Source organism: Shewanella sp. Koi 1 (assembly GCF_052907445.1).
Window position 1 is genome coordinate 3,085,643 of sequence record NZ_JBREJM010000001.1, and the last position, 20,662, is coordinate 3,106,304.

20 protein-coding genes are annotated in these 20,662 nt (G+C 48.7%); 6 read left to right on the top strand and 14 right to left on the bottom strand.

Annotated features, from left to right (window positions below):
* Positions 1–60: 60 nt before the first annotated feature.
* The 5 genes from ACUZ8J_RS13560 to xthA all read left to right on the top strand — a co-directional run bounded on the left by ACUZ8J_RS13560 (position 61) and on the right by xthA (position 5,206).
* Entirely contained in the window at positions 61–2,274 is a 2,214-nt protein-coding gene (locus tag ACUZ8J_RS13560; protein WP_446694123.1) for a TonB-dependent siderophore receptor, read from the top strand.
* A 91-nt stretch (positions 2,275–2,365) separates the two neighbouring features.
* A complete protein-coding gene (gene fhuF / locus ACUZ8J_RS13565; RefSeq protein ID WP_446694124.1) occupies positions 2,366–3,388 on the top strand; it encodes a siderophore-iron reductase FhuF in 1,023 nt (340 codons plus the stop codon).
* Positions 3,389–3,549: 161 nt separating this feature from the next.
* Positions 3,550–4,095: a septation protein A gene (locus tag ACUZ8J_RS13570; protein WP_011716559.1), complete on the top strand. Its 546-nt coding sequence runs from the start codon at positions 3,550–3,552 to the stop codon at positions 4,093–4,095.
* Positions 4,095–4,394: a YciI family protein gene (locus tag ACUZ8J_RS13575; RefSeq protein WP_011072939.1), complete on the top strand. Its 300-nt coding sequence runs from the start codon at positions 4,095–4,097 to the stop codon at positions 4,392–4,394. Before ACUZ8J_RS13570 ends, ACUZ8J_RS13575 begins: the two co-directional genes overlap by 1 nt.
* Complete coding sequence (gene xthA, locus ACUZ8J_RS13580) at positions 4,394–5,206, top strand: exodeoxyribonuclease III (protein WP_088212157.1); 813 nt, start codon at positions 4,394–4,396, stop codon at positions 5,204–5,206. Before ACUZ8J_RS13575 ends, xthA begins: the two co-directional genes overlap by 1 nt.
* Before the next feature lie 460 nt (positions 5,207–5,666).
* Here xthA and ACUZ8J_RS13585 read toward each other — a convergent pair whose 3' ends face one another.
* The 12 genes from ACUZ8J_RS13585 to ACUZ8J_RS13640 form a co-directional block, all read right to left on the bottom strand.
* Complete coding sequence (locus tag ACUZ8J_RS13585; protein WP_446694125.1) at positions 5,667–6,374, bottom strand: hypothetical protein; 708 nt, start codon at positions 6,372–6,374, stop codon at positions 5,667–5,669.
* Positions 6,375–6,445: 71 nt separating this feature from the next.
* A complete protein-coding gene (locus tag ACUZ8J_RS13590) occupies positions 6,446–6,868 on the bottom strand; it encodes a hypothetical protein (RefSeq protein ID WP_446694126.1) in 423 nt (140 codons plus the stop codon).
* Positions 6,869–6,953: 85 nt separating this feature from the next.
* Positions 6,954–7,187 carry a hypothetical protein gene (locus tag ACUZ8J_RS13595; RefSeq protein ID WP_446694127.1) on the bottom strand — a complete coding sequence of 78 codons (234 nt, stop codon included), beginning with the start codon at positions 7,185–7,187 and terminating at the stop codon, positions 6,954–6,956.
* A 150-nt stretch (positions 7,188–7,337) separates the two neighbouring features.
* Positions 7,338–7,964, bottom strand: coding sequence for an HD domain-containing protein (locus tag ACUZ8J_RS13600; RefSeq protein WP_446694128.1), 627 nt, complete (start codon positions 7,962–7,964; stop codon positions 7,338–7,340).
* 105 nt (positions 7,965–8,069) lie between these two features.
* Entirely contained in the window at positions 8,070–8,432 is a 363-nt protein-coding gene (locus ACUZ8J_RS13605; RefSeq protein WP_446694129.1) for a hypothetical protein, read from the bottom strand.
* Between the two features lie 712 nt (positions 8,433–9,144).
* Positions 9,145–10,599 (bottom strand): methyl-accepting chemotaxis protein, encoded by a 1,455-nt coding sequence (locus ACUZ8J_RS13610; RefSeq protein ID WP_011622225.1) that lies wholly within the window; start codon positions 10,597–10,599, stop codon positions 9,145–9,147.
* Positions 10,600–10,713: 114 nt separating this feature from the next.
* Entirely contained in the window at positions 10,714–11,205 is a 492-nt protein-coding gene (locus ACUZ8J_RS13615; protein ID WP_011622224.1) for a DUF1097 domain-containing protein, read from the bottom strand.
* Positions 11,206–11,575: 370 nt separating this feature from the next.
* Complete coding sequence (locus ACUZ8J_RS13620) at positions 11,576–13,822, bottom strand: molybdopterin cofactor-binding domain-containing protein (protein WP_446694130.1); 2,247 nt, start codon at positions 13,820–13,822, stop codon at positions 11,576–11,578.
* 1 nt (position 13,823) lies between these two features.
* Entirely contained in the window at positions 13,824–14,321 is a 498-nt protein-coding gene (locus ACUZ8J_RS13625; RefSeq protein WP_011625802.1) for a (2Fe-2S)-binding protein, read from the bottom strand.
* 3 nt (positions 14,322–14,324) lie between these two features.
* Positions 14,325–15,011, bottom strand: coding sequence for a nucleotidyltransferase family protein (locus tag ACUZ8J_RS13630; protein ID WP_446694131.1), 687 nt, complete (start codon positions 15,009–15,011; stop codon positions 14,325–14,327).
* The gene (locus ACUZ8J_RS13635) at positions 15,011–16,024 is read right to left on the bottom strand and encodes an XdhC family protein (protein ID WP_446694132.1); all 1,014 of its coding nucleotides are present in this window, start codon (positions 16,022–16,024) and stop codon (positions 15,011–15,013) included. Before ACUZ8J_RS13635 ends, ACUZ8J_RS13630 begins: the two co-directional genes overlap by 1 nt.
* Before the next feature lie 212 nt (positions 16,025–16,236).
* Positions 16,237–16,881, bottom strand: a complete 645-nt coding sequence (locus ACUZ8J_RS13640) for an MBL fold metallo-hydrolase (protein ID WP_089068110.1) — start codon at positions 16,879–16,881, stop codon at positions 16,237–16,239.
* Positions 16,882–17,060: 179 nt separating this feature from the next.
* On the opposite strand from ACUZ8J_RS13640, the gene ACUZ8J_RS13645 reads away from it, so the two are divergent.
* Positions 17,061–18,350, top strand: a complete 1,290-nt coding sequence (locus ACUZ8J_RS13645) for an alpha/beta fold hydrolase (RefSeq protein ID WP_446694133.1) — start codon at positions 17,061–17,063, stop codon at positions 18,348–18,350.
* A gap of 220 nt (positions 18,351–18,570) precedes the next feature.
* On the opposite strand, the gene ACUZ8J_RS13650 is transcribed toward ACUZ8J_RS13645, so the two are convergent.
* Together ACUZ8J_RS13650 and ACUZ8J_RS13655 are read right to left on the bottom strand one after the other, a co-directional pair.
* A complete protein-coding gene (locus ACUZ8J_RS13650; RefSeq protein WP_089068112.1) occupies positions 18,571–18,954 on the bottom strand; it encodes a cytochrome c3 family protein in 384 nt (127 codons plus the stop codon).
* A 41-nt stretch (positions 18,955–18,995) separates the two neighbouring features.
* On the bottom strand, positions 18,996–20,633 hold the full coding sequence (locus tag ACUZ8J_RS13655) for an HAL/PAL/TAL family ammonia-lyase (RefSeq protein WP_446694134.1): 1,638 nt from the start codon (positions 20,631–20,633) through the stop codon (positions 18,996–18,998).
* Positions 20,634–20,662 lie beyond the last annotated feature (29 nt).

A 20,662-nucleotide genomic window follows, 5' to 3' on the forward strand; every position in this document is an offset into this window, starting at 1 on the left:
TACGCCCACTCTGGGCACGCGTCTGTGCCCAAACACAACCTAGTCAATCAAACAGCCTAAATGGAATTTAAGATCATTATTATGAAAACCTTCCCCCTCAACCGTCTCGCGGCGCACTGCCAACTCGCCATCACACGCCCTGAGCTTATTCTCTGCAGTGCCATACTCAGCATGCCCTATGCTTATGCCGATGCCAGCGATACCCAGAAAAAATCCACCAAAGACATTGAAATCATTAATGTCGTTGGCGCTAAGGATCTCCACGACAATCGCTACAAAACACCAGCGATGAACACGGCAACGGGCTTAGATTTGTCCTATTTAGAGACGCCGCAATCCGTCACCTCTGTTACCAGTCAAATGATGCATGACCAACAACTAAACAGCGTCATCGAAGTCATGACTAGCGTAGCAGGCATCAATGCTCGGCCAATGGACAACGACAGATACAGCATCAGCTCGCGGGGAATTGCGGTCACTAGCATTCTTTACGATGGCGTGCCCACCACCTATGACACCCGTTTTAACTACGGCGATAACCTTATCGATACCGCCATCTACGAGCGCGTGGAAATAGTCCGTGGCGCCACAGGGTTAATGACAGGTGCGGGTAATCCCTCGGCCGCGATTAACCTTATTCGTAAACGCCCGACGCAAGAATTTATGGGCAGCACCTCAGTGAGTGTCGGCTCATGGAACAATCTGCGCGGTATGGTCGATTTATCCAGCGGCTTAAATGACAGTGGCAGCATCCGTGGCCGGGTTGTCGCCGCCTATCAGGATAAAGAATCCTTTCAAGACAGATACGAGCAGCAACGCACCACCCTCTATGGCATTGTTGAAACCGATATTACCGACAGCACACTGCTGACCTTAGGCGTGGATTATCAAGACACCACGCCCGAAGCGACTATGTCCGGCGGGCTCCCGCTGTTCCACAGTGATGGCAGCCGTACACATTACGATCGCGCCACTTCTACCGCCCCCGATTGGGCCTCGGCGCATACTCAAGGGCTTAATACCTTCGCCAGCCTTGAACATCGTTTTGATAACGGTTGGGAGCTGAAAGGCACCTACAGTTACGGCGATAACTCGCTGAAATACGATGTGCTATGGGCTACAGGTTATTCAGATCCGGTAACGAACATAGGCGCAACTGCAGGCTCAATCGCCTATGTCGATGGTAGCCGTACCCAACATAACCTCGACTTACGGGCGCAGGGAATGTTTGCCCTATTTGGCCAAGAACATCAACTCACCTTTGGCTGGACGGGTCAGCGCCAAGAGTTTGCCAACCCTTACTATTATCCTACGGCCGCCGTGCCGCCCTTGGGTGATTTTCGCGATCCTAACTTCCAGTATCCAAAACCGCAGTGGAAAGAGACTCACACCACGGGATCCTTCGGTGAAACCGAGCAAAGCGCCGCCTATGTGGCCACGCAGCTTAATCTGACCGATGCCTTGGCATTGCTTGCGGGGCTGCGCCTGAACCAGTGGCAAACCGACCAAGATAACTTTGGCAGCATGTATGACTTTAAGGTCGACAATGAGCTCACCACCTATTTTGGCCTGACCTACGCGCTCGGCGAGCAATACTCGCTTTACGCCAGTTATACGGATATTTTTGCGCCGCAAACCTTGCAGCGCATCGATGCCAGTTACATCGATCCCGTCAAAGGCAAAAACTACGAGGCGGGCATTAAGGCCAGCTTGATGGATGAAAGCTTAGATATGTCGTTGTCGGTATTTGAAATTCGCCAAGATAATGTTGGCGAACGCACTGGCGATGTGTTGCCGGGCACCACTATTCCAGTGTATCGAGAGGTTAACGGCACTAAGACCCAAGGCTTTGAGTTTGAATCCACGGGCAAAATCACCGATGACTGGAATATCTACTTCGGCTACACCCAATTCAGCACCGACGATCCTAAGGGCAATCGCATCAACACCACTTCCCCTCGCCAGCAGCTAAAACTCTTTACCACTTATACCTTTAGCGGCGATTGGAACAAGTTGCAGCTTGGCGCTGGGGTCAATTGGCAAAGCCGAGTCTATCAAACCGTGAACTCGCCCTTAGGCAGAGTCGAGGTTGAGCAAGACTCCTATGCATTGGCAAGCTTAATGGCAAGTTATGCCTTTACCGAGCAGCTAAAGCTGAGCGCCAACGTGCACAACGCCTTGGATAAAACCTACTACAGCCAAGTAGGGCAATATAGCCAATTCCAATATGGCACCCCACGCAGCGTGAGCGTGAATTTGGATTATCGCTTCTAGCGGACTGTCGATAACTAGCGGTTAATCAATGAAAACTGCGGTGAGCTTAGCGTTCACCGCAGTTTAATCAATTCAAGCCAAAGGAGTGATTATGGCGCGCCAAAGGGAAACGGTACCGACCTTAATTAAGCTTTCCAGAGGAATTCAACCTGATCATACCGAGCACAGCCATAGCAAATGCTCGCAAAGTTTAAACACTGTGAGCACCAAACAAACAGAACTCGATTTAACAAAGAGCCAAATGGATTTAACTCAAGTAGCTCAGGAGTTTAATCAACGACTGGCGCTGCGCGCCCCATTTTATGCCCAGCATTTTGTGGCGACCACTAAGCCCCAAGGACTCAGTATTGATACTTGGAGTCAGCCAGCCGTTTATCAGCAGCTTTTACTGGATTTTGCCAAGGCCTATCCACCTTTGGGAAAATCCACATCACCCATCCAGTCAGAAAATATTCCCGAGCAAATATTACTCAGCCATAGCCATAATTCCAAAGCCCTGCACTCGCTCTGGGGACAGTGGTATTTCGGTTTGTTAGTGCCGCCCATGTTGGAATGGATTATTAACGCGCCGCACTCGCTCGCGAGCACCATTGAGCAGATTGAGCAAATTGATATAACGCCTGAGCATTTTTATCTTCGGCCCCACGATTCGGGCAGAGTCGCAGATTTTGAGTTTCAATTAACTCCTACTCCTTGGGATAAAGCCGCCATAGTTGAAACCACTGTCTTAACGCCACCCCGCGAGCGACAACTTATTAAGTGGATTCAAAGCCATCTAATCCCTAGCGTTGAGCGATTAACCGATTTAAGCCCAACCCCCGCAAAGTTGTATTGGAGCCATTTAGGCTACCTTATTCACTGGTATTTGGGCGAAATGGCATTGCCAGAAATTGAGTTTGAACAGCTTCAGACGCTGCTGTTTAACACTAAATCCTTTGACGATGGCGAAGATAATCCACTCTACAACAGCATTAATCTGCTGCCCGCCTCAGCAGCTGACGCGGACAATATTCGCCGCGTGTGCTGCTTAAGGTATCAACTTGCCAACAGTCATCGCTGCGGCGATTGCCCGTTAGCCACGCGCGCCCAAGCCAAACGTGCCGCACAAGCTTAGCCTTATCGGTCACGGCCCACTTAGTGGTAAGGGCAACATGGATTGCAACAGCCCTTGCCGCCGCTTTCATGCAACAGTTAGCAATCGGTCACCTTTCACGGCTTTTTCCCTCTAGCCCCCCGTGCTACACTCAAGCCCACGTCTTCTTAACACGATTATTTATGAAACAACTGCTTGATTTTCTGCCCCTCATTATCTTTTTTGCCGTCTATAAATTTTTCGATATTTATATCGCCAGTGGCGCCTTAATCGCAGCCACCGCACTGCAATTAGTCGTGACCTATGCGCTGTACAAAAAATTGGAGAAGATGCACCTAATTACCTTCGCTATGGTGACAGTGTTTGGCACCCTCACCTTAGTGTTCCATGACGATGCCTTTATCAAGTGGAAAGTCACTATTATTTATGCTTTATTTGCCCTAGCCCTTGGTGTGAGCCAGCTACTCAACAAGTCGATTTTAAAGTCCATGTTGGGTAAAGAGATGAAGGTGGCCGATAAGATTTGGGCACACGTAACTTGGTACTGGGTAAGCTTTTTTGCCATCTGTGGCCTAGTCAATATCTATGTCGCCTTTAGACTGCCGTTAGAAACTTGGGTGAACTTTAAAGTGTTTGGCCTCACCGCCTTAACTCTGATTAATACCGTTATCACCGTCTTTTACCTTTATAAACATCTTCCCGAAGATCAACGCAAGGAACTCAAATAATGTGGTATATGATTTCAGCTCAAGATGTTGAGAACAGCTTAGAAAAACGTTTAGCGGCGCGTCCTGCGCATTTAGCTCGCTTACAGGAACTGGCCGATGAAGGTCGTTTGCTGGTTGCGGGTCCACACCCTGCTATCGATAGCGAAAACCCTGGCGATGCGGGTTTTAGCGGCTCGTTAGTGGTTGCGGATTTCGATTCGTTAGCCACGGCTCAAGCCTGGGCAGATGCCGATCCTTACTTCGCGGCGGGCGTATACCAAAGCGTTGTGGTAAAACCCTTCAAACGAGTTCTCCCTTAATGAAAATCGTTTCTTTCAATATCAATGGATTGCGTTCTCGTCTGCATCAGTTGCAAGCGTTAATCGACAGCCATCAGCCCGATATTATCGGCCTGCAAGAAACCAAAGTGCACGATGAAGCCTTCCCGCTCGCCGAAGTCGAGGCCATGGGCTATCACGTGCATTACCACGGTGGCAAGGCACACTATGGCGTAGCCATGCTCTCCAAAGCCGCCCCAATCAAGGTGCAAAAGGGTTTTGCAACCGATGAAGAAGATGCGCAGCGCCGCATGATTATCGGCACCTTTGCTCAGGCAAATGGCCGCCCGTTAACTGTGTTGAATGGTTATTTCCCTCAGGGCGAAAGCATCGACCATCCGACAAAGTACCCTGCTAAACGTAAGTTTTATCAGGACTTAATGGCGCATCTGCACGCTAATCATAGCAACGATGAAGACATCGCCATCATTGGAGATATCAATATTTCGCCCATCGATTTGGATATCGGTATTGGTGAAGTCAACCGCAAACGTTGGCTAAAAACCGGAAAATGCAGTTTCCAACCCGAAGAGCGTGAATGGCTCAAGACCCTGCAGGATTGGGGATTGGTGGACACCTTCCGTCAATTACACCCCGACCGCAGCGAGCGTTATTCATGGTTCGATTACCGCAGCAAAGGCTTCGATGATAACCGCGGTCTACGCATCGACGTGATCTTAGCCACGCCGTCACTGGCCGCACGTTTAGTCGAATCCGACGTCGATTACGATCTGCGCGGTATTGATAAACCCTCAGATCACGCGCCAATTTGGAGCACCTTTAAAGAAGCCTAACTCGCTTGAGTGACTACTTTAATCGATATAAAAAACATCGGCCTAGGCCGATGTTTTTTTGTTTTAGAGCTCAGCAAAATCGGATGCATTATGGGCAAAGCGAAATAGTCGCTTTACCTATTTATGGAATTTATTGTCATTGTTTCCCCAGTGACTCGCCGCCTTTTTATTTAACAAGAAATATCCCTATAGGCTCGACGGCGACATCTGCAACGCATGGACGTGTAAATGCCGCGTTCACATGGATGTGAAAGAGCGGCCATGTCGCCAACGGTCACTGGTGCCCCAATGCCAATTTTAACTACCCATTTACGATATGTACGTAAAAAGAAAAGGGACATTTTCGAGTTAAAGCTTTAACTCTAACGCGTCTGTTTCGGAAAAAATTTCTATGGGTTAACGCTCGCATTTGCGGCTGGTTTGGAGCACAGCGGAAAACAAGTCCGACAACATGCGCTTGTTAGCCTCCATATACAACGGCCAGTATTAAGCCTATTACTACTACCGCAAAAAGCCATTTTCTTTTGGAGCTGCCTTTTGATCCGTTTAAAGAATTAGGCAATGCCGCAGGAGAAGAGGAAAGCTCGTTAATGCTTTTAATAAACTCTTCATCGCGTTTCGTTCTTTTGGCTTTAAGTTTACCTTCGTACTCTCGCCAAACATCATTGTGCATTTCGTGTAATGTTGTATGCCCCCCTGGCTCTCCCCAAAGTTCACAAAGCCACTTTACATCGGTTTTGTTTAGCAATTCCAATTTGCTGTACCCAAGAGTTTTGTATGAAAACGGAAGACCTTTCAACTTCTTCCCCGGAACAGATTCAACTACATTGTAACCTGGCTCTTTCAATACATCTGAATATGGGATGGAGAATGAATTGATTGCCGCAAGCCAATATAAAAGAGCCAATTCTTCTTCATATTCAATTTTTTGCTTGCGCTTGTCTCTAATCAAAGCTCTCGTGGCAATTGCAGCTTCTCTAAAGGATGCAGGTAAAGGCAGGTTTTCAATAGCTAGCGCTAAACGTTTTTCAGGATCGTCTCTTAACTTCTTTATGCGATCAGCCCAAAATTCACCTTTTTGGAGTTCATCTCTATGGCGAGACCAGAAATCAACAGCATATTCATCAGCATCTAAATCTGTTTCAGTTTTATGCCATGACTCAGTCATTGAGCTTTCCTCTCTTAAGGGCTAACGCCGCAATAAAAGGCCGGAGCTGTTTTGATTGCCTTGTTAGGTAATTATTCGCTCTTAAGAAATGGCCCATAACAACTTTCTAGATTTGGGTCGAAACAAAAACTGAACCGCTCCGGATCAGACTGTATAAACAATAGAACCTCCACGACATCACCGACCATCACGCTTGTACTTCCTGAACAGTCTGGCCTGCCATTATCCTCAAGGACTGTGTCCTTGAGTAAAAATATTCCTTTTTCAGGAGAAATATCGGAAATTTCGTATTTTGCTTTCACCAACTCCTCATTTGATTTAACGCGCCTAAAACCATCATCTGTGAAAGTATATTTCTCTTCACAAGAATTCTTTGTCATTGTCCATGACCCGATAATTGGATGGCCAGAATATGACGCACCTGTTTCACTCTGATCCATGTTTTGACAAGACACAAGAAGGTATAACGCACCCAAAACTAAAAGATATTTCATTCTCATTTCCCTTACCTAACGCTTTGAACAGCGGAAAACGCGAGCGTAGCGAGTGGTTTTCCGATGATTTAACTTGTTAGGTACGCTAAGCATCGCGAGATACCAAAGTCTTCAGTTTTTTACCCTTGTTAATTGATGCTTTTGCGATTACCAACAGTAAAATAATTGTGATCATTCGACCTGCTATGTAACCCCAATTGTATGGCTGAGAAATATCCAGTTCCATAAACTGTGGAATAGAAGTTAAGGTGCTTAAAATACCCAATAATCCGAGTATGCCGCCAAAGCAGATTAGAATGTATGCACCAAACTTTTTCACTTGAATTTCCTTATGTACCTAACGCCCGCCTAAGGGGCTGGCAACGCATAAAGCTAAACTCAATCACAACAACCGAAACCACCGCGGCTCAATGGGACTGGAAACGCCACGCGTTGACAGTCCCTCTTGAGGCGTTTGTTAGCTGTATGGCTAGATTTCCATTCCCAACTGAATTAAGTAAGCTTTCATAAATTTCATTCTCCTTTCAGCTTCTACCTTTGCTGACGCTGTATGCATTATTTCAGGCAATTTAAATAGCTTAGTGTAGAAATGATCTACCGTATTCACACGATCATTCGGCTCACGTGTACCGCAAAAGGAGTCAGTTGCGTCATATAAACCCACACCTAAATTTGTACTCACCTGGATGCAACGAGCAATCCCAATTGCACCTAGAGCATCGAGCCTATCTGCGTCCTGTACGACCTTTGCTTCAAGCGTGTCAGGTTGAACATTGGCGCTAAAACTATGTGCAATAATTGCGTGCTTTATAGCGTCGTGATATTCCTTCGGATAACCAATATCATTAAGAAACTCCAGTGCTTTATCTGCTGCAATACGAGAGCTTTCAGTTTTATTAGGATGATTCTTGGGAAATGAAAAACAATCGTGGAGATACGCTGCGGGTAAAACAACCTCAAGCATCGCACCTTCAATTTTGCTCAACAACTTGGCCGTTTTGACAACACGAAATACATGGTTTAAGTCATGCGCCAAATCTTGCTCCATTTCAGACCCAATGAAAGTTACAAATTGAGTCTCATAGTTTTCTACCACATTACTTCCTTGTTCATCGTATACAGCTAACGCCCAAAGCAGCGGCCGAGCGTAGCGAGGTCCAGCCCCGCAGGGGCGATGCTGCCTTTCCTTGTTAGTTGCTTATTATACATAGCTAAGATTGCCGTCAACAAAGCCGACAGCAAATGCTTTTGCCGCCTTTAGCTTGTACGCATTTTTTGAACTGGACTGAATATAGTGCTTTGCCATTGCAAGAATATTTTCTTGTGCCTTCTCCCATGAGCTACCGAAGATTGAATTAGAAACGGATATTACTCGGTTTTCAGGAACCCAATCTTCGTTGCATGCCCAATCTTCATCTTCAGGGTCGAACTCACTGGAACCAACTATTTCAATACTAAAAGGAGACTCATATATGTTGATATTGAAAGCAATAATTTGAGTTGGAAGATCCTCGTTCAATTGCCTGTCAATCCAATCAATAAAATCCTTCTCACTTTGAATCATGCTCGAATCTCTCTTTGGCAACTAACATTTGATTAGTGCGCATGCGCGTTTACCTTGTTAGACCAGTGAAAACGCGCACAGTTAACTATCTGTATGTAAAGAACTTATCAGCTTTCTGCCAAATACACCATCTGGAAAAACGCGCATGCGCGTTTTTCAAACCTATTAACTAAAATTCAGTTACTATATTCACCTGATTTTATAGAGTTTTATTTATTGCGGATGGAATTAGTGCGCACTGATTTTGTCTCAAAATCATACCAAAACACCTAAATTTAAATACGACTGTATACCCATACATTGTTAGCCAATTTCTGGTAAGGCCAAACATAGGCAAATAGATAAGAATATATATGGCAGCAGGTATGGGAATTTTCGATTGAGCTAACGAGCCGAAACACGGAATGAGGCAAAAGCTTTTAGCCAGATGAACAGTTCAATGGTCGTTAAAATTGCCATTGTTGCAACAATGGCCCTCTAAAATAGGGATATTTTAGTAATAAAAGGAGATCGTAGTATTGGGGGAATAGTGACAATTACTCCTAAGCAACTCAGTTATCTGCTTTGAGGTATTTCGAAAATGAAATGGCGGAAATCTACGATTTCCGCCATTTTCAGATAATACGCTAATGCTTTATATGAGACTCAGTATCGGGTGTTATTGCTCAACTACCCACACTGAAAACTGGCAATGCCCACATTGAAGGTAAGATTAGCTAGTGCGGTACTGCTTAAGGATCCCTTCGAGTTCAACCGAGGCATGTTGCAAATCATGCGCTAGGGTGACACTGCGCTGCGCCGTTTGTTTAATGGTATCGGATTGATGGCGGATCTCATTGAGCTGGCCAGCGATATCGCGGGCGGCGACGCTCTGCTCTTCCGCCGATGCGGCAATCTGGCTGCTCATATCGAATACGGCATTAACCGATTGCGCCATCCCCTCGACATCGTCGCCCACGGCAATAATGGCGCTGCGGCCTTCATCGGCGCGATCCACAATCTCGGTAGTGATATTGGATAACTGACGAGTGCCCGATTGCAATCCTTCGATCATCGCTTGGATCTCAACAGTCGCTTGTTGAGTTCGTCCGGCTAAGGTACGCACTTCATCGGCAACCACCGCAAAACCGCGACCTTGCTCACCCGCACGGGCTGCTTCGATGGCCGCATTCAGCGCCAGCAAATTGGTCTGCTCGGAAATACTGTTGATGGTAGTCACCACGGCATCGATACCCGCCGCATCCTTAGATAACTGTTCTACCGATGAAAATGCCGCGCCAATCTTGGTTGAGAGTTGCCCAATACTGTCCACCGTATGGCTAATACGTCCTTGGCTAGCACTCATTTGGCTGGCGTTATCTTTGGTCTGGAGCGAGGTATTACTGGCATTGACCGACACTTCTTCAATCGCCGAGGTCATTTGCGCCATGGCCACGGCCACAGAGTCTAAAAATTGATGCTGGGCACCAATTAACTCGCCACTGCTTTTGGCCTGTTGATTAAACTCATCGGCGGCGAGGGAGAGCGTCTGAGCATTGCTGCGAATAGCACTTACCATTTCACTCATGTTATCGGCGCAGCGATCAATTTCGCGGGCGATTAAGCTGAAGTCATCGGTGCCGAAAAAGTTTAATCTGAAACTTAAGTCACCATCGGCTAAGCGTTTGATGGCCATGTACATATCCCACAGGCCACCACCGAGGGAGGTTGAAATCCAATAGCTGAGTTGGAATAAGGGCAATAAACCGATTAACGCGAGCCAAAACATTAAGTTGGCATCGCTGCGCCCCTCGCTTTCCCATTGAGCAACATTTTGCGACAGCTCGAGTGCGCCGCTGGATCCTACGCTGGCACTGGCGGTCACATTATCTCTTTGGCGCTGTGCCTCAGTTTGGCGACTGACAACACTTAAACCATTGTCACGGGCAAACTGTGACAACGTATCCCCTGTCAACTGCTGTGCATTCGCGACTTGAGCAAAGGCATCGACCGTCGCCTGCACCCGAGCCAAAGAGGCGGCTTCGAGGTTGCGGTGGGCATGTTGGTAATTGACGAGTGCAACGGCGGCGGTGATCAGCGCCACCATAGAGCAGACAACCCAAAACTTTCCGTTGAGACTGAATTTGATCAATATGGCATCAATGGTGCGAAACTGGATTTGTTTCATCTTGATATTTCCTAAGACCTAAAGGCTATCGGGTACTAAATCAGCATTATAGCTCATATATTCCATCACTTTTTTACCGCACAAGCATCATCTGCACATTAAAAAATGATGAATTTAATCGGCACTGGCGATTTCAGAACCTGTTGATGCTGACCATTTTTGGCGAAGGGTGACTAACTGCGCCGTCAACAAACTCATGCAAAAACCTAACAGGGCGCCCAACACTAAGGATGGCACAATATTGGCGACATCCCCTGCCATGGCAAAGGTAATACAACAGCCAATAAAGGCGCCGGGAATAAAACTTAATTTTTGATAACTGGCCTGTAGGCACATTGCCGAGGTCGCGATACCCGTAAACAGATAACCCGCCACAGGCGATACGAAGAAACTGCTACCGCTGATAATGAGCCAAGCCCAAAACACACCGGAGAGATTGGTGCACCACGCCATCATCACGCCTTGAAAACCAGCCTTCGGCTGAGCAAAGAAGGTGCTACAACCTAAAAAGCCAATCCAAGTAACGAGATGAAAGGCATCTGCGATACCACACCAAACAGCGGCTAATAGCCCCGCCGAAATAGCGACTTGCCAACGATTTTCCATGATGACCCCTTTGTATTGTTTTCACGGAAGTTAATACTCAAATGCGCTTAAGGTGCGGCTGTATTATGGTGTTATAGCGCCCTTCACTTCCGTGTCGATCAATTTTTAGTAGGGATCTGCAATCGAAAACAGACTCACAGGCCGACTAGGAACCGATTCAAATGAATGTGTACGCGAGTCCGCATACCTTAGGTCACTTGAGTAAACATATTGGTTAAATTACCTCTATTCTGGTAACAAAAACCTGATCTATTGCTAATTTTCGGCATTAATGCCCGTAAATTTGCTAACAAGCAATTTATTTGTGGTAAAAAAACGAAAAAAGCGCTTATTAGGCGCTTTTTTGCTCACTCAGGAGTGGTTTACAGCATCACACCTTTAACTGTTTATTAACTGGCAGATCGCGGATCCTAAGGCCTGTTGCGGCAAATATCGCGTTGGTCAGGCTTGGTGCCACCGGCGGCACGCCGGGCTCACCCACACCCGCAGGCGGTGCATCCGAGTCGATAATGATGATCTCCATCTCTGGCACTTGGGGTAAACGTAGCAAGGGATAATCATGGAAGTTAGACTGCATCACCTTACCCTGTTGGTAAATGATTTCCCCCATTAGCGCCAAGCTTAAACCAAATACTATCGCGCCTTCGGTCTGTGCTTTCACCCTGTCGGGGTTAACCACAGTGCCAGCATCAATCGCAGCAATGGCATTCAGCACCTTAAGCTGTTTGTCCTCGCCGACTTCTACCCGCATCGCCACCGCCACCACACTCACAAAGCTGCGATGCACGGCAAAGCCCCAACCTTGATTCTTACCCGCTTTCGGCGCCTTGGCTTGGGCTTGTTCAACCGCCTCAATCACCTTGAGGTAACGGCCGACATCGACGGGATGACGGTTTAAGTCTTCACCATAGTTACCATATTTAAAGCCTTGGTTCTCAAAGGTCTCTCGCCTTGCTTGGCCCAGTAAGCTGCGCCACATATCGGGACAAGATAACTTGGCTTTATGGGCCATTTCATCGACAAAACTGCCCACGCCAAACCCATGTTGAATGTTACATACCGAGCGCATCCAACCGATACGGCTGTGGGCGCTGGCCTTAACGGCCTCGTAGCGTAAATTTGCGAGGGCAAAGGGCACATCGACAAAGCCTAAATCCAGCTCTCCGCCAGATGGATACTCAACCCCCTCGGCAAAGGTGGAGCTGATCGACGGGAAGCCCGTACGCGCGAGCAGCGCCGTTGGTTTGTTATTGGCATCGAACAAGGCCTGATAACACTGGGCGCTGATCGCGTGGTAATAACCGTTTTGGATTTCATCCTCACGGCTCCAACTCACCTTCACTGGCCGTTTAAATTGCTTGGAGAGTAGCGCCGCCTCCACACTGAAATCTGGTTTGGACTTGCGCCCAAAGCCGCCGCCCAGAAGCGTGACATTCACTTTCACCGCATCTTCGGCGATACCTAAGGCTGCGGCCACATTTTGCTGGGTACTCTGCGGTGTTTGTGTCGATGCCCAAATTTCGCAGCCCTTCTCGGTCACATTCGCTGTGGCGACAGGCGGCTCGATGGAGGAATGGATAAGGTAAGGCACGGTATAAATCGCCTTAAGGGTATCGTCCTTCGGCCAAGCTTTGACCTCATCACCAACTTGACGCACCACCTTGCCAGGGGCTTGTACCTTGTCCACCAGCTCTTGCAGGTAGGTTTTAGAATCGTGGCTGCTGTTGGCAGACTCAGTCCAGCTCACTTGCAAGGCTTTACGCCCCTGCAGCGCGCTCCAAGTATTTGTCGCCACCACAGCTACGCCGCCTAGGGCTTGAAAAGCGGGAGCGCCCTTGGACGTTGGCAAACGGTACACATCGACCACACCTGCTACTTTGCGCGCCGCACTATCGTCAAGACTTGCGACATCGCTCCCCAATACGGGTGGGCGCATAATGCTGGCATAAAGCATGTTATCCACTTGAATATCATAGCCATAGATAGCCTTACCCGTGAGCATGGCCTGCATATCGACTATCTGACGCGATGCACCAATTTGCTTAAAATCCTTAACCGCCTTTAATCGCAGCGAATCGGCTGCAGGCAATGGTAATCCCGCCGCGTCGAGAGCTAATTCGCCAAAGCGCGCAGCACGGCCAGATTTGGCATGTAGCACTTGATGATCTTTAGCCTGCACTTCACTCACGGGGACTTTCCAGCGAGCTGCGGCGGCTTGTTCAAGCATGGTTCGAGCCATAGCGCCCATCTCACGCATGCGATCATAGTTTTCGCGGATACTGCGGCTACCATCGGTATTTTGGCTGGCGTAACGTTTATCTGCGAGTCCTTGAATAGGCACAATTTTATCCCAATCAGCCTCCAGTTCTTCGGCCAAAATTTGTAAAATCCCAGTGCGGATCCCCTGGCCCATTTCGGAGCGGTGGCAGGTCAAATAAACCTTGTCATCCTCACCGATGGCGATAAACAGATTGAGCCGCGCCTGCTGATCCTGCGCCAATGCCATTGGACTCCAACTGAGACCACTTGTCCCGAGTGCGAGGCCGCCCCCGACGGCGCCGAAGAGTTTTAACACATCGCGGCGACTGATATTTTCAACTGCGGTGAATGTACTCATCTTAGCCCTCCTGTTTGGCATAGCTTTGCAGCGCCGCTTTTATCCGAGGATAGGTACCGCAGCGACACAAATTACCCGACATGGCAGCATCGATTTGCTCCGCCGATGGTTTTGGATGCTGAGTGACTAAAGCCGCTGCTGACATTAATTGCCCCGCCTGACAATAACCACACTGAGGTACATTGTGTTCGGCCCAAGCATTTTTAAGCTTTTGATTATCCAGCCCTTCAATCGTGGTCAGTTGTTTGCCCTGCGCCTGGGATACGCTAGTTAAACAGGCGCGCACTGGCTGACCATCTAAATGCACGGTACAGGCGCCGCAGAGTCCGGCACCGCAGCCATATTTAGTGCCCGTTAAGCCTAAAATATCCCGTAACGCCCAGAGGATGGGCATATTGGGATCCGCATTTAAGGTAAAAGATCTGCCATTAATGGTCAGGTTTTGGGAAGGCATCGCAAGACTCTGGTCCTTTGCCGCCTCCGAGGATGGTATTGCCATAACTCACTCCTTAAGTGCCAACCACGACGCAAGATCGGCTTTAGTATCAATATCAATCGCGGCATGGGGTAAGGGTACAGCCACTATCTCACCCACATTTGCCAGTTTTTTTAAGATGGATTTGGCGCCGCGATCGCCGGTCAAATCCGTTAATAAATCGAGTATTGAGGCATTAAAAATAGCAGGGGCGCCTAATTCATCCAACTTACCTGCTGCGTGATGATAAAGTGCGGCCACAGATTGCTGGCTCGTCTGCCAAGTCTCAATCAACTGCCGATAGTCTTCAAATGTCAGCGCGACCTGATCCGCTAAGGTGAGTAACATGCCATCAAACTGCTGTGCTTTGGCAAAGTCCGCCGCAGCGCGCAGCGACGATGACAACCCAATCTGCCAGTCGGCATTATGCAGTAGCGTGAATTGATTTGCCCCCAAAGCCTCAAGTTGGGGGCGAAGCTCGTGGGCATGGGCACCGAGCACCACCAGCATCGAAGCGCTGACTTGATTGGATGCCCCTATTGCCAATGGCGCCGAGGTGAAGCGAACCAAACAGTCGATATGGCGTTGTAAGATGCTTTGTCCGCTATTTACACTCGAGGGCGTTGATAATGGCTGCGCCAGTTTAATCCCCTGAAATCGCCGGCTCTCACCCGCGGCCAGCACGGCAATTAACAAGCGTTGGCGACTCTGCATTAGGGCATGATCCCATCGAGAATCGAACATGGCGCGCCGTGTAGCACCCCATGGCATTGGGCCAAAATACTCAAGGCAATGGCGCTCGGTAACTCACCACCGAGCGCAAGCCCCGCGGGCGCCGAGAAAAAGCCACTAAACGAATCGGTACTGAGTTCGGCCATTTCCAGCACTTTATCCCGCCGATGGGCAGGCCCTAAGAGTGCAACATATTTAAGATCAAAGGGTTGAATGGCTTTGAGCGCCGCCGCATCTAAGTTCAGGTTATGGTGCATAACCACAGCACAATCTAAGGATGCAACAAGGGCGCTCGCCTCATGAACACTTTGCTTGACGATATGGGCATGGGGAAAATCGGCACTTCTCGCGTAGGCGGTGCGCGTATCAAACACGCTCACCTGCCAACCTAAACTATGGGCAATCGCCGCCACGGGTTTAGCATCGATGCCCCCACCAAAAATCCCTAAATGAAATCGTGGTCTGAGCGGGATGATAAGCGCCTCCCCGTCGGACTGACTGAGTATGCCCGCCTTTGGAAAATCCGCCGTCGGAAATGGGGCGCTCTGGGCCGGATAAAACTGCGCGGCGTAACTGCGAGCATAGCTGCCCGCGGGTGCGAGAGGTAATTGATAGTAGCCCGACAGCCCCTTACGAAAGGCTTGCACTATGTCCACTAGGCCAAGATCATGATTTTCTTTAAGCAGAGGGATCAACATGATATCGACTTTACCGCCGCAACCGAGGCGGTAACTGGCATCGGATTCATCGGTCGCATCGTAGGTGACACAAGCAATCTGCTGCGATTGCATGGCTTGCTGCGCATGACGGCGAAGATCCGCCTCTAAACAGCCACCACTTAATATCCCCGCCCCTTGGCCAAACTCGTGGAATAACATCATGGCGCCGGGCTTTCGGTAGGACGAGCCTTGGATATGGGTAATCACTGCCAGCACCCACGCATCATCGGCTAAAGGCAACCAATGCTCTAACAAGTCTTCGATTTGCTGAACCATGCACAACACTCCATGCTTGCATCTGCGGCTAGATAAGTGAAGCCAATAAATAACATTCGACTTAACAAGTTAACAAAGCTGAACTCGCATTCATAGAGGAAATGATGAACAAAATATTGCGGTGAGGGATACTAAGCGTACGCAGCGAACGATAATGAGCGAACCCATGGCTCGCGACGCATTTACACACGTCGCGATGAAGTATGGTCGGATTACAACAATAACTGATCGGCCACAAAGGGGTTATGTTCGCGCTCTTCACCGAAGGTCGACATAGGTCCGTGGCCGGGAATAAATTCTACATCCGCCCCTAAAGGCCAAAGTTTAGTGGTGATGGATTGGATTAAATCCTGATGATTCGATTGCGGGAAATCCGTGCGACCAATCGAGCTTCTAAACAGAATATCGCCCACCCAAGCCAGATGAGCGTCAGCCGAATAAAATGCCACGTGGCCCGGAGTATGCCCAGGGCAATGCAACACGCTTAAGCTTTGCTCACCCACGGTAACTACATCGCCATCCTGCAAATATTGCTCGGGCTCGAAGGCTTCGCAGTGGGGAAACCCAAAGTTTTGGCTCTGTTTTGGCAGGTTATCAATCCAAAATTTGTCCGCTACATGGGGGCCAATAATAGGTACATTCGTTTGCTGCGCCAACAGCTTAGCACCGCCCACATGGTCGATATGGCCGTGGGTCAGCAGGACTTTTTCAAGGGTCAGTCCCAACTTGTCCACTTCGCCTAAAATACGGTCGACATTCCCTCCCGGATCGACAACCGCGGCACGCTTCGTTTTTTCACACCAGATCAAGCTGCAATTCTGCTGGAAAGGTGTCACAGGAATAATTTGATACTTCATAGCTTCAATCTCGTGTTATCCATAGCCGATAGATTACGCTAAGAGGCTTATCATGGCTCAAATTTTTACAATAAAAATTGATCTTAACCAAAGGCTAACCAAATAATCCCAACTTGCGACAACAGGGCTTTTGTATACAATCTGCCCTAAACAACAAGCCCTACTCTTAAGGTTAATTGATGAAACCCGATATGATGCTCGCCGGTGTCCTCGCCAAAAAACACACATTCAACCTGCCACTCAATTATCAACAGCCGATTGGTGAACAGATCAGTGTGTTCGCGCGGGAACTCTGCGCCATTGAAAATAAAGATAAAAAACTGCCATATATCGTTTTTTTTCAGGGAGGCCCCGGCTTTGCTGCCATGCGCCCCGCTAATAATAGCGGTTGGATCCGCCGCGCACTCAAAGAGTTTAGAGTATTATTGCTCGACCAACGGGGCACAGGGCTTTCTAGCCCGATAAATTACCAAAGCCTTGGTCACTTAACGCCTGAACAACAGGCCGAATATTTAAGCCATTTTAGGGCCGACAATATCGTCCGCGACGCCGAATCAATTCGCGCCCAGCTCTGCCCCGCCGACAAGTGGGCGATTCTAGGTCAAAGCTTTGGTGGTTTCTGCGTGCTGCATTATTTAAGCGCCGCCCCTCAGGGTGTGAGTGAAGCCTATATCACTGGCGGCATTCCTTCCCTCACACGCAGCAGTGATGAAGTCTATCAGGCCACCTATCAGCGCGTACTCGCTAAGAATAAGGACTTCTTCCAGCGCTTCCACGATGCGCAGCATCTAGTGACACGCCTCGCCAAACATATACTCGAGCACCCAGTGCATTTAGCCACGGGCGAGCGCCTCACGGTAGAAATGCTGCAACTGCTCGGCATTAACTTGGGCATGGAGCAAGGCCCAGAGTCGGTTTACTATTTGCTTGAACAGGCGCTGGTGCACTCGCCCCAAGGTGATTATGTCAATCCGCTGTTTTTAAATCATTTCTGTCAATTGCTCGACTATAACACCAACCCGATTTTCGCCCTGTTACACGAGGCCATCTACTGCCAACACAGTGCGTCACAGTGGTCTGCCCATAGGGTGCGTGAGCAGTATCCGGCCTTTAACTATCAAGTCGGTAAGCCTTTCCTGTTTACTGGCGAGATGATTTACCCTTGGATGTTTGAGCAATTTAGCCATTTAGCCCCACTCCAAGCCTCAGCCAATCTCCTTGCCCATAAAACGGACTGGCCGGCGTTATACAATCTTGAGCAGCTCAGCCAAAACCGCGTCCCAGTTGCGGCCGCGATTTACAGCGAAGATATGTATGTCGAGATGGACTACAGCCTCGAAACTGCCAAACAGGTAGCGCACCTAAAGTATTGGTTAACCTCGGAATATGAGCACAATGGCATTCGAATGGATGGCGAGCGTATCTTAGATAAGCTCATCAGTCTCAACCGCGGTGACAGCTTAAGATAAATGTTAATTTTAAGGGTTAATTAAGTAAAAGCTGTCATTGTGTGCTGGCTCCTCATCCATATGAGTGATTTTGGCTACAACATTCAACGACCAATTTTCCGTAAGAGTAATCCGTATTGGCTTACTCTTTTTTTTACCTAAAAAAATGCACTCAACCGGGTTGAGTGCATGACAAACATAGTCAAAAAAGCAGGGGAGCGAGTTTCTAACCGAGATGAAATTAACGTTTCATCTGAGGATAAGTAAATTCATGGCATTGATTGCAATAGACTTTACTTTCTTTGTGTTCCTGATGACAGTAAGTACAAGGCAGATCAGTACCATAGTGCAGACTGTCATGGGGATTTGGCTCAACCGAATGGCCCGCATCCGCTGGGCGCTCAGTCAGCTTAGCCACCTCCTCGGGTGAACCGTGGCAGCTACTGCAAGTCGCTGCATCGGGAACGGTTTTACGTTTTGCATCACCGTGGCATGCCGCGCAATCGACTTTACCATCGGCTCCTGTCATCACCTCTTTATGGTAGTCCTTGATATTCAATGCATTAGCGGCCATTGGCGTTGCCAGCATGACACCGAGTAATAGAATAAATACGGGTTTTAACATCAGAGTCTTCCTAGGCGGGGCATAGTGCCCCGCATCGTAGATTAATAGTTTGCAATAAAGTCAGTTGACGCTTGGATATCGGGTGTAAATGGACGGTCCTTGGCGACAAAAGGCACTTTTTCACGGTAGGCCTTGTACATGGCTTGTGTTGCCTTACCCAGTTGTAGATCAGGGTGAGCTTGCTTACGTAAATCAATCGCTTGAGTTGAGTGCAGCAGTTCTAAACCGTAAATGACTCGGGTGTTATCCACGATTTGGATCAGGTTATCCGACGCCAACTTAAGGTTGGTGAAGGTATCTTCAATCCCACCGGCGATAGAGATGCCATCGAAGGATACTGGCGTGGCTAACTGCTTGTTACGCACTTGCATATCCACAAAGGCCTTTTGAATCGCACCGAAGGCATGGCCTTGGTTTTCTGGCGCACTCAGGAAACGCGTCAGCTTAGTAAAGTGATCATCGGACAGATGAATAGTACGCATCACACTGTTATGGGACACGTGGGTCAGGGCCACACTCAGGTTTTGCACTGCGAGTGCCACAGGTAACGGCTCAAAGTTAGTGGTAGGGAACACACCGCCCTGCCCTTCGACCAAATATTTAGCCACTTGTGGGAACTCGGCATATTGGTTCGACGCACCCACAATCACGGCTGGGTTATCGTCCGAATGGTTGATTTGGATATTGATCACTTCATCTAATGAAGCTAGGGCCTGCTCGGCGCCTGCAAAGGTGTAAGCCGTAGTTCTAAAGCTTAACGGATCCTGTAATGGACGCTCATCGTTAAGCTGCCATAAATAGCTACCATCGAGCTGCTTGAGAATGTCACTGGTGGTCGATTTAATGTAAGGGAACGGACGGATGTCGTTGGTTTGCGGCAAGAATGGCGCCACGTTACCGTTTAATCCCTCAAGGCTTAAGCCAAAGACAGTGGGCGATACGGACAACAATTGCTTCGCTTCACGGTAACCTTGCATGGCATACGCGACGGCAAAGGCATTGTTAGACAGAATCGATAGCGCATCTTTCCCCATAGGTGCCAATGGGGTGATCCCCGCGTCGGCCATCGCCTCTTTACTGCTCACACGCTGACCTTTGTAGAACACTTCCCATTCACCAATCATGGCTAAACCGACATGGGATGACAGCAGAATATCCGCTTCACCGACTGTACCCTTAGCTGGGATCACAGGGGTCAGCCCTTGGTTAAGATAGGCTTCATAAAGCTCGGCAACCACAGGTTGCACACCGGTTTGTCCGGCTAACATGGTATTTAACCGCACGGCTAAGGCTAGACGGGTGAGTCGAATCGGCGCAGCTTCACCGACACTGGCACTGTGAGCACGCAGAGTGCTGAGGTTAAAGCTTCGAGAGGCGTCGAGCACCGCATCACTCAGCTTACCGTTGGCATCGAACAGCTTGTGGTCTTTATTTAGCCCAACCCCCACGGTTAAGCCATACACAGGTTTGCCCAGACGCGCCGCTTCCATCAGTAGCGCGTTTGCTTTCACGAGTTGCGTCTTGGCCTGCGGCGCAATCTTTACTTTAGCGCCATCGGCAATCGCCCAGGCTTGGTCTTGGGTTAAATGTTTACCGTCGAGCACCACTTGCTCCATCGCGAATGCGCTGCCTGAAAGTAGACTCAAGGTGAGTGAGGCCATCAACATGGATTTATTCATTATCATCTCCAACATTTTGTTATATTTAA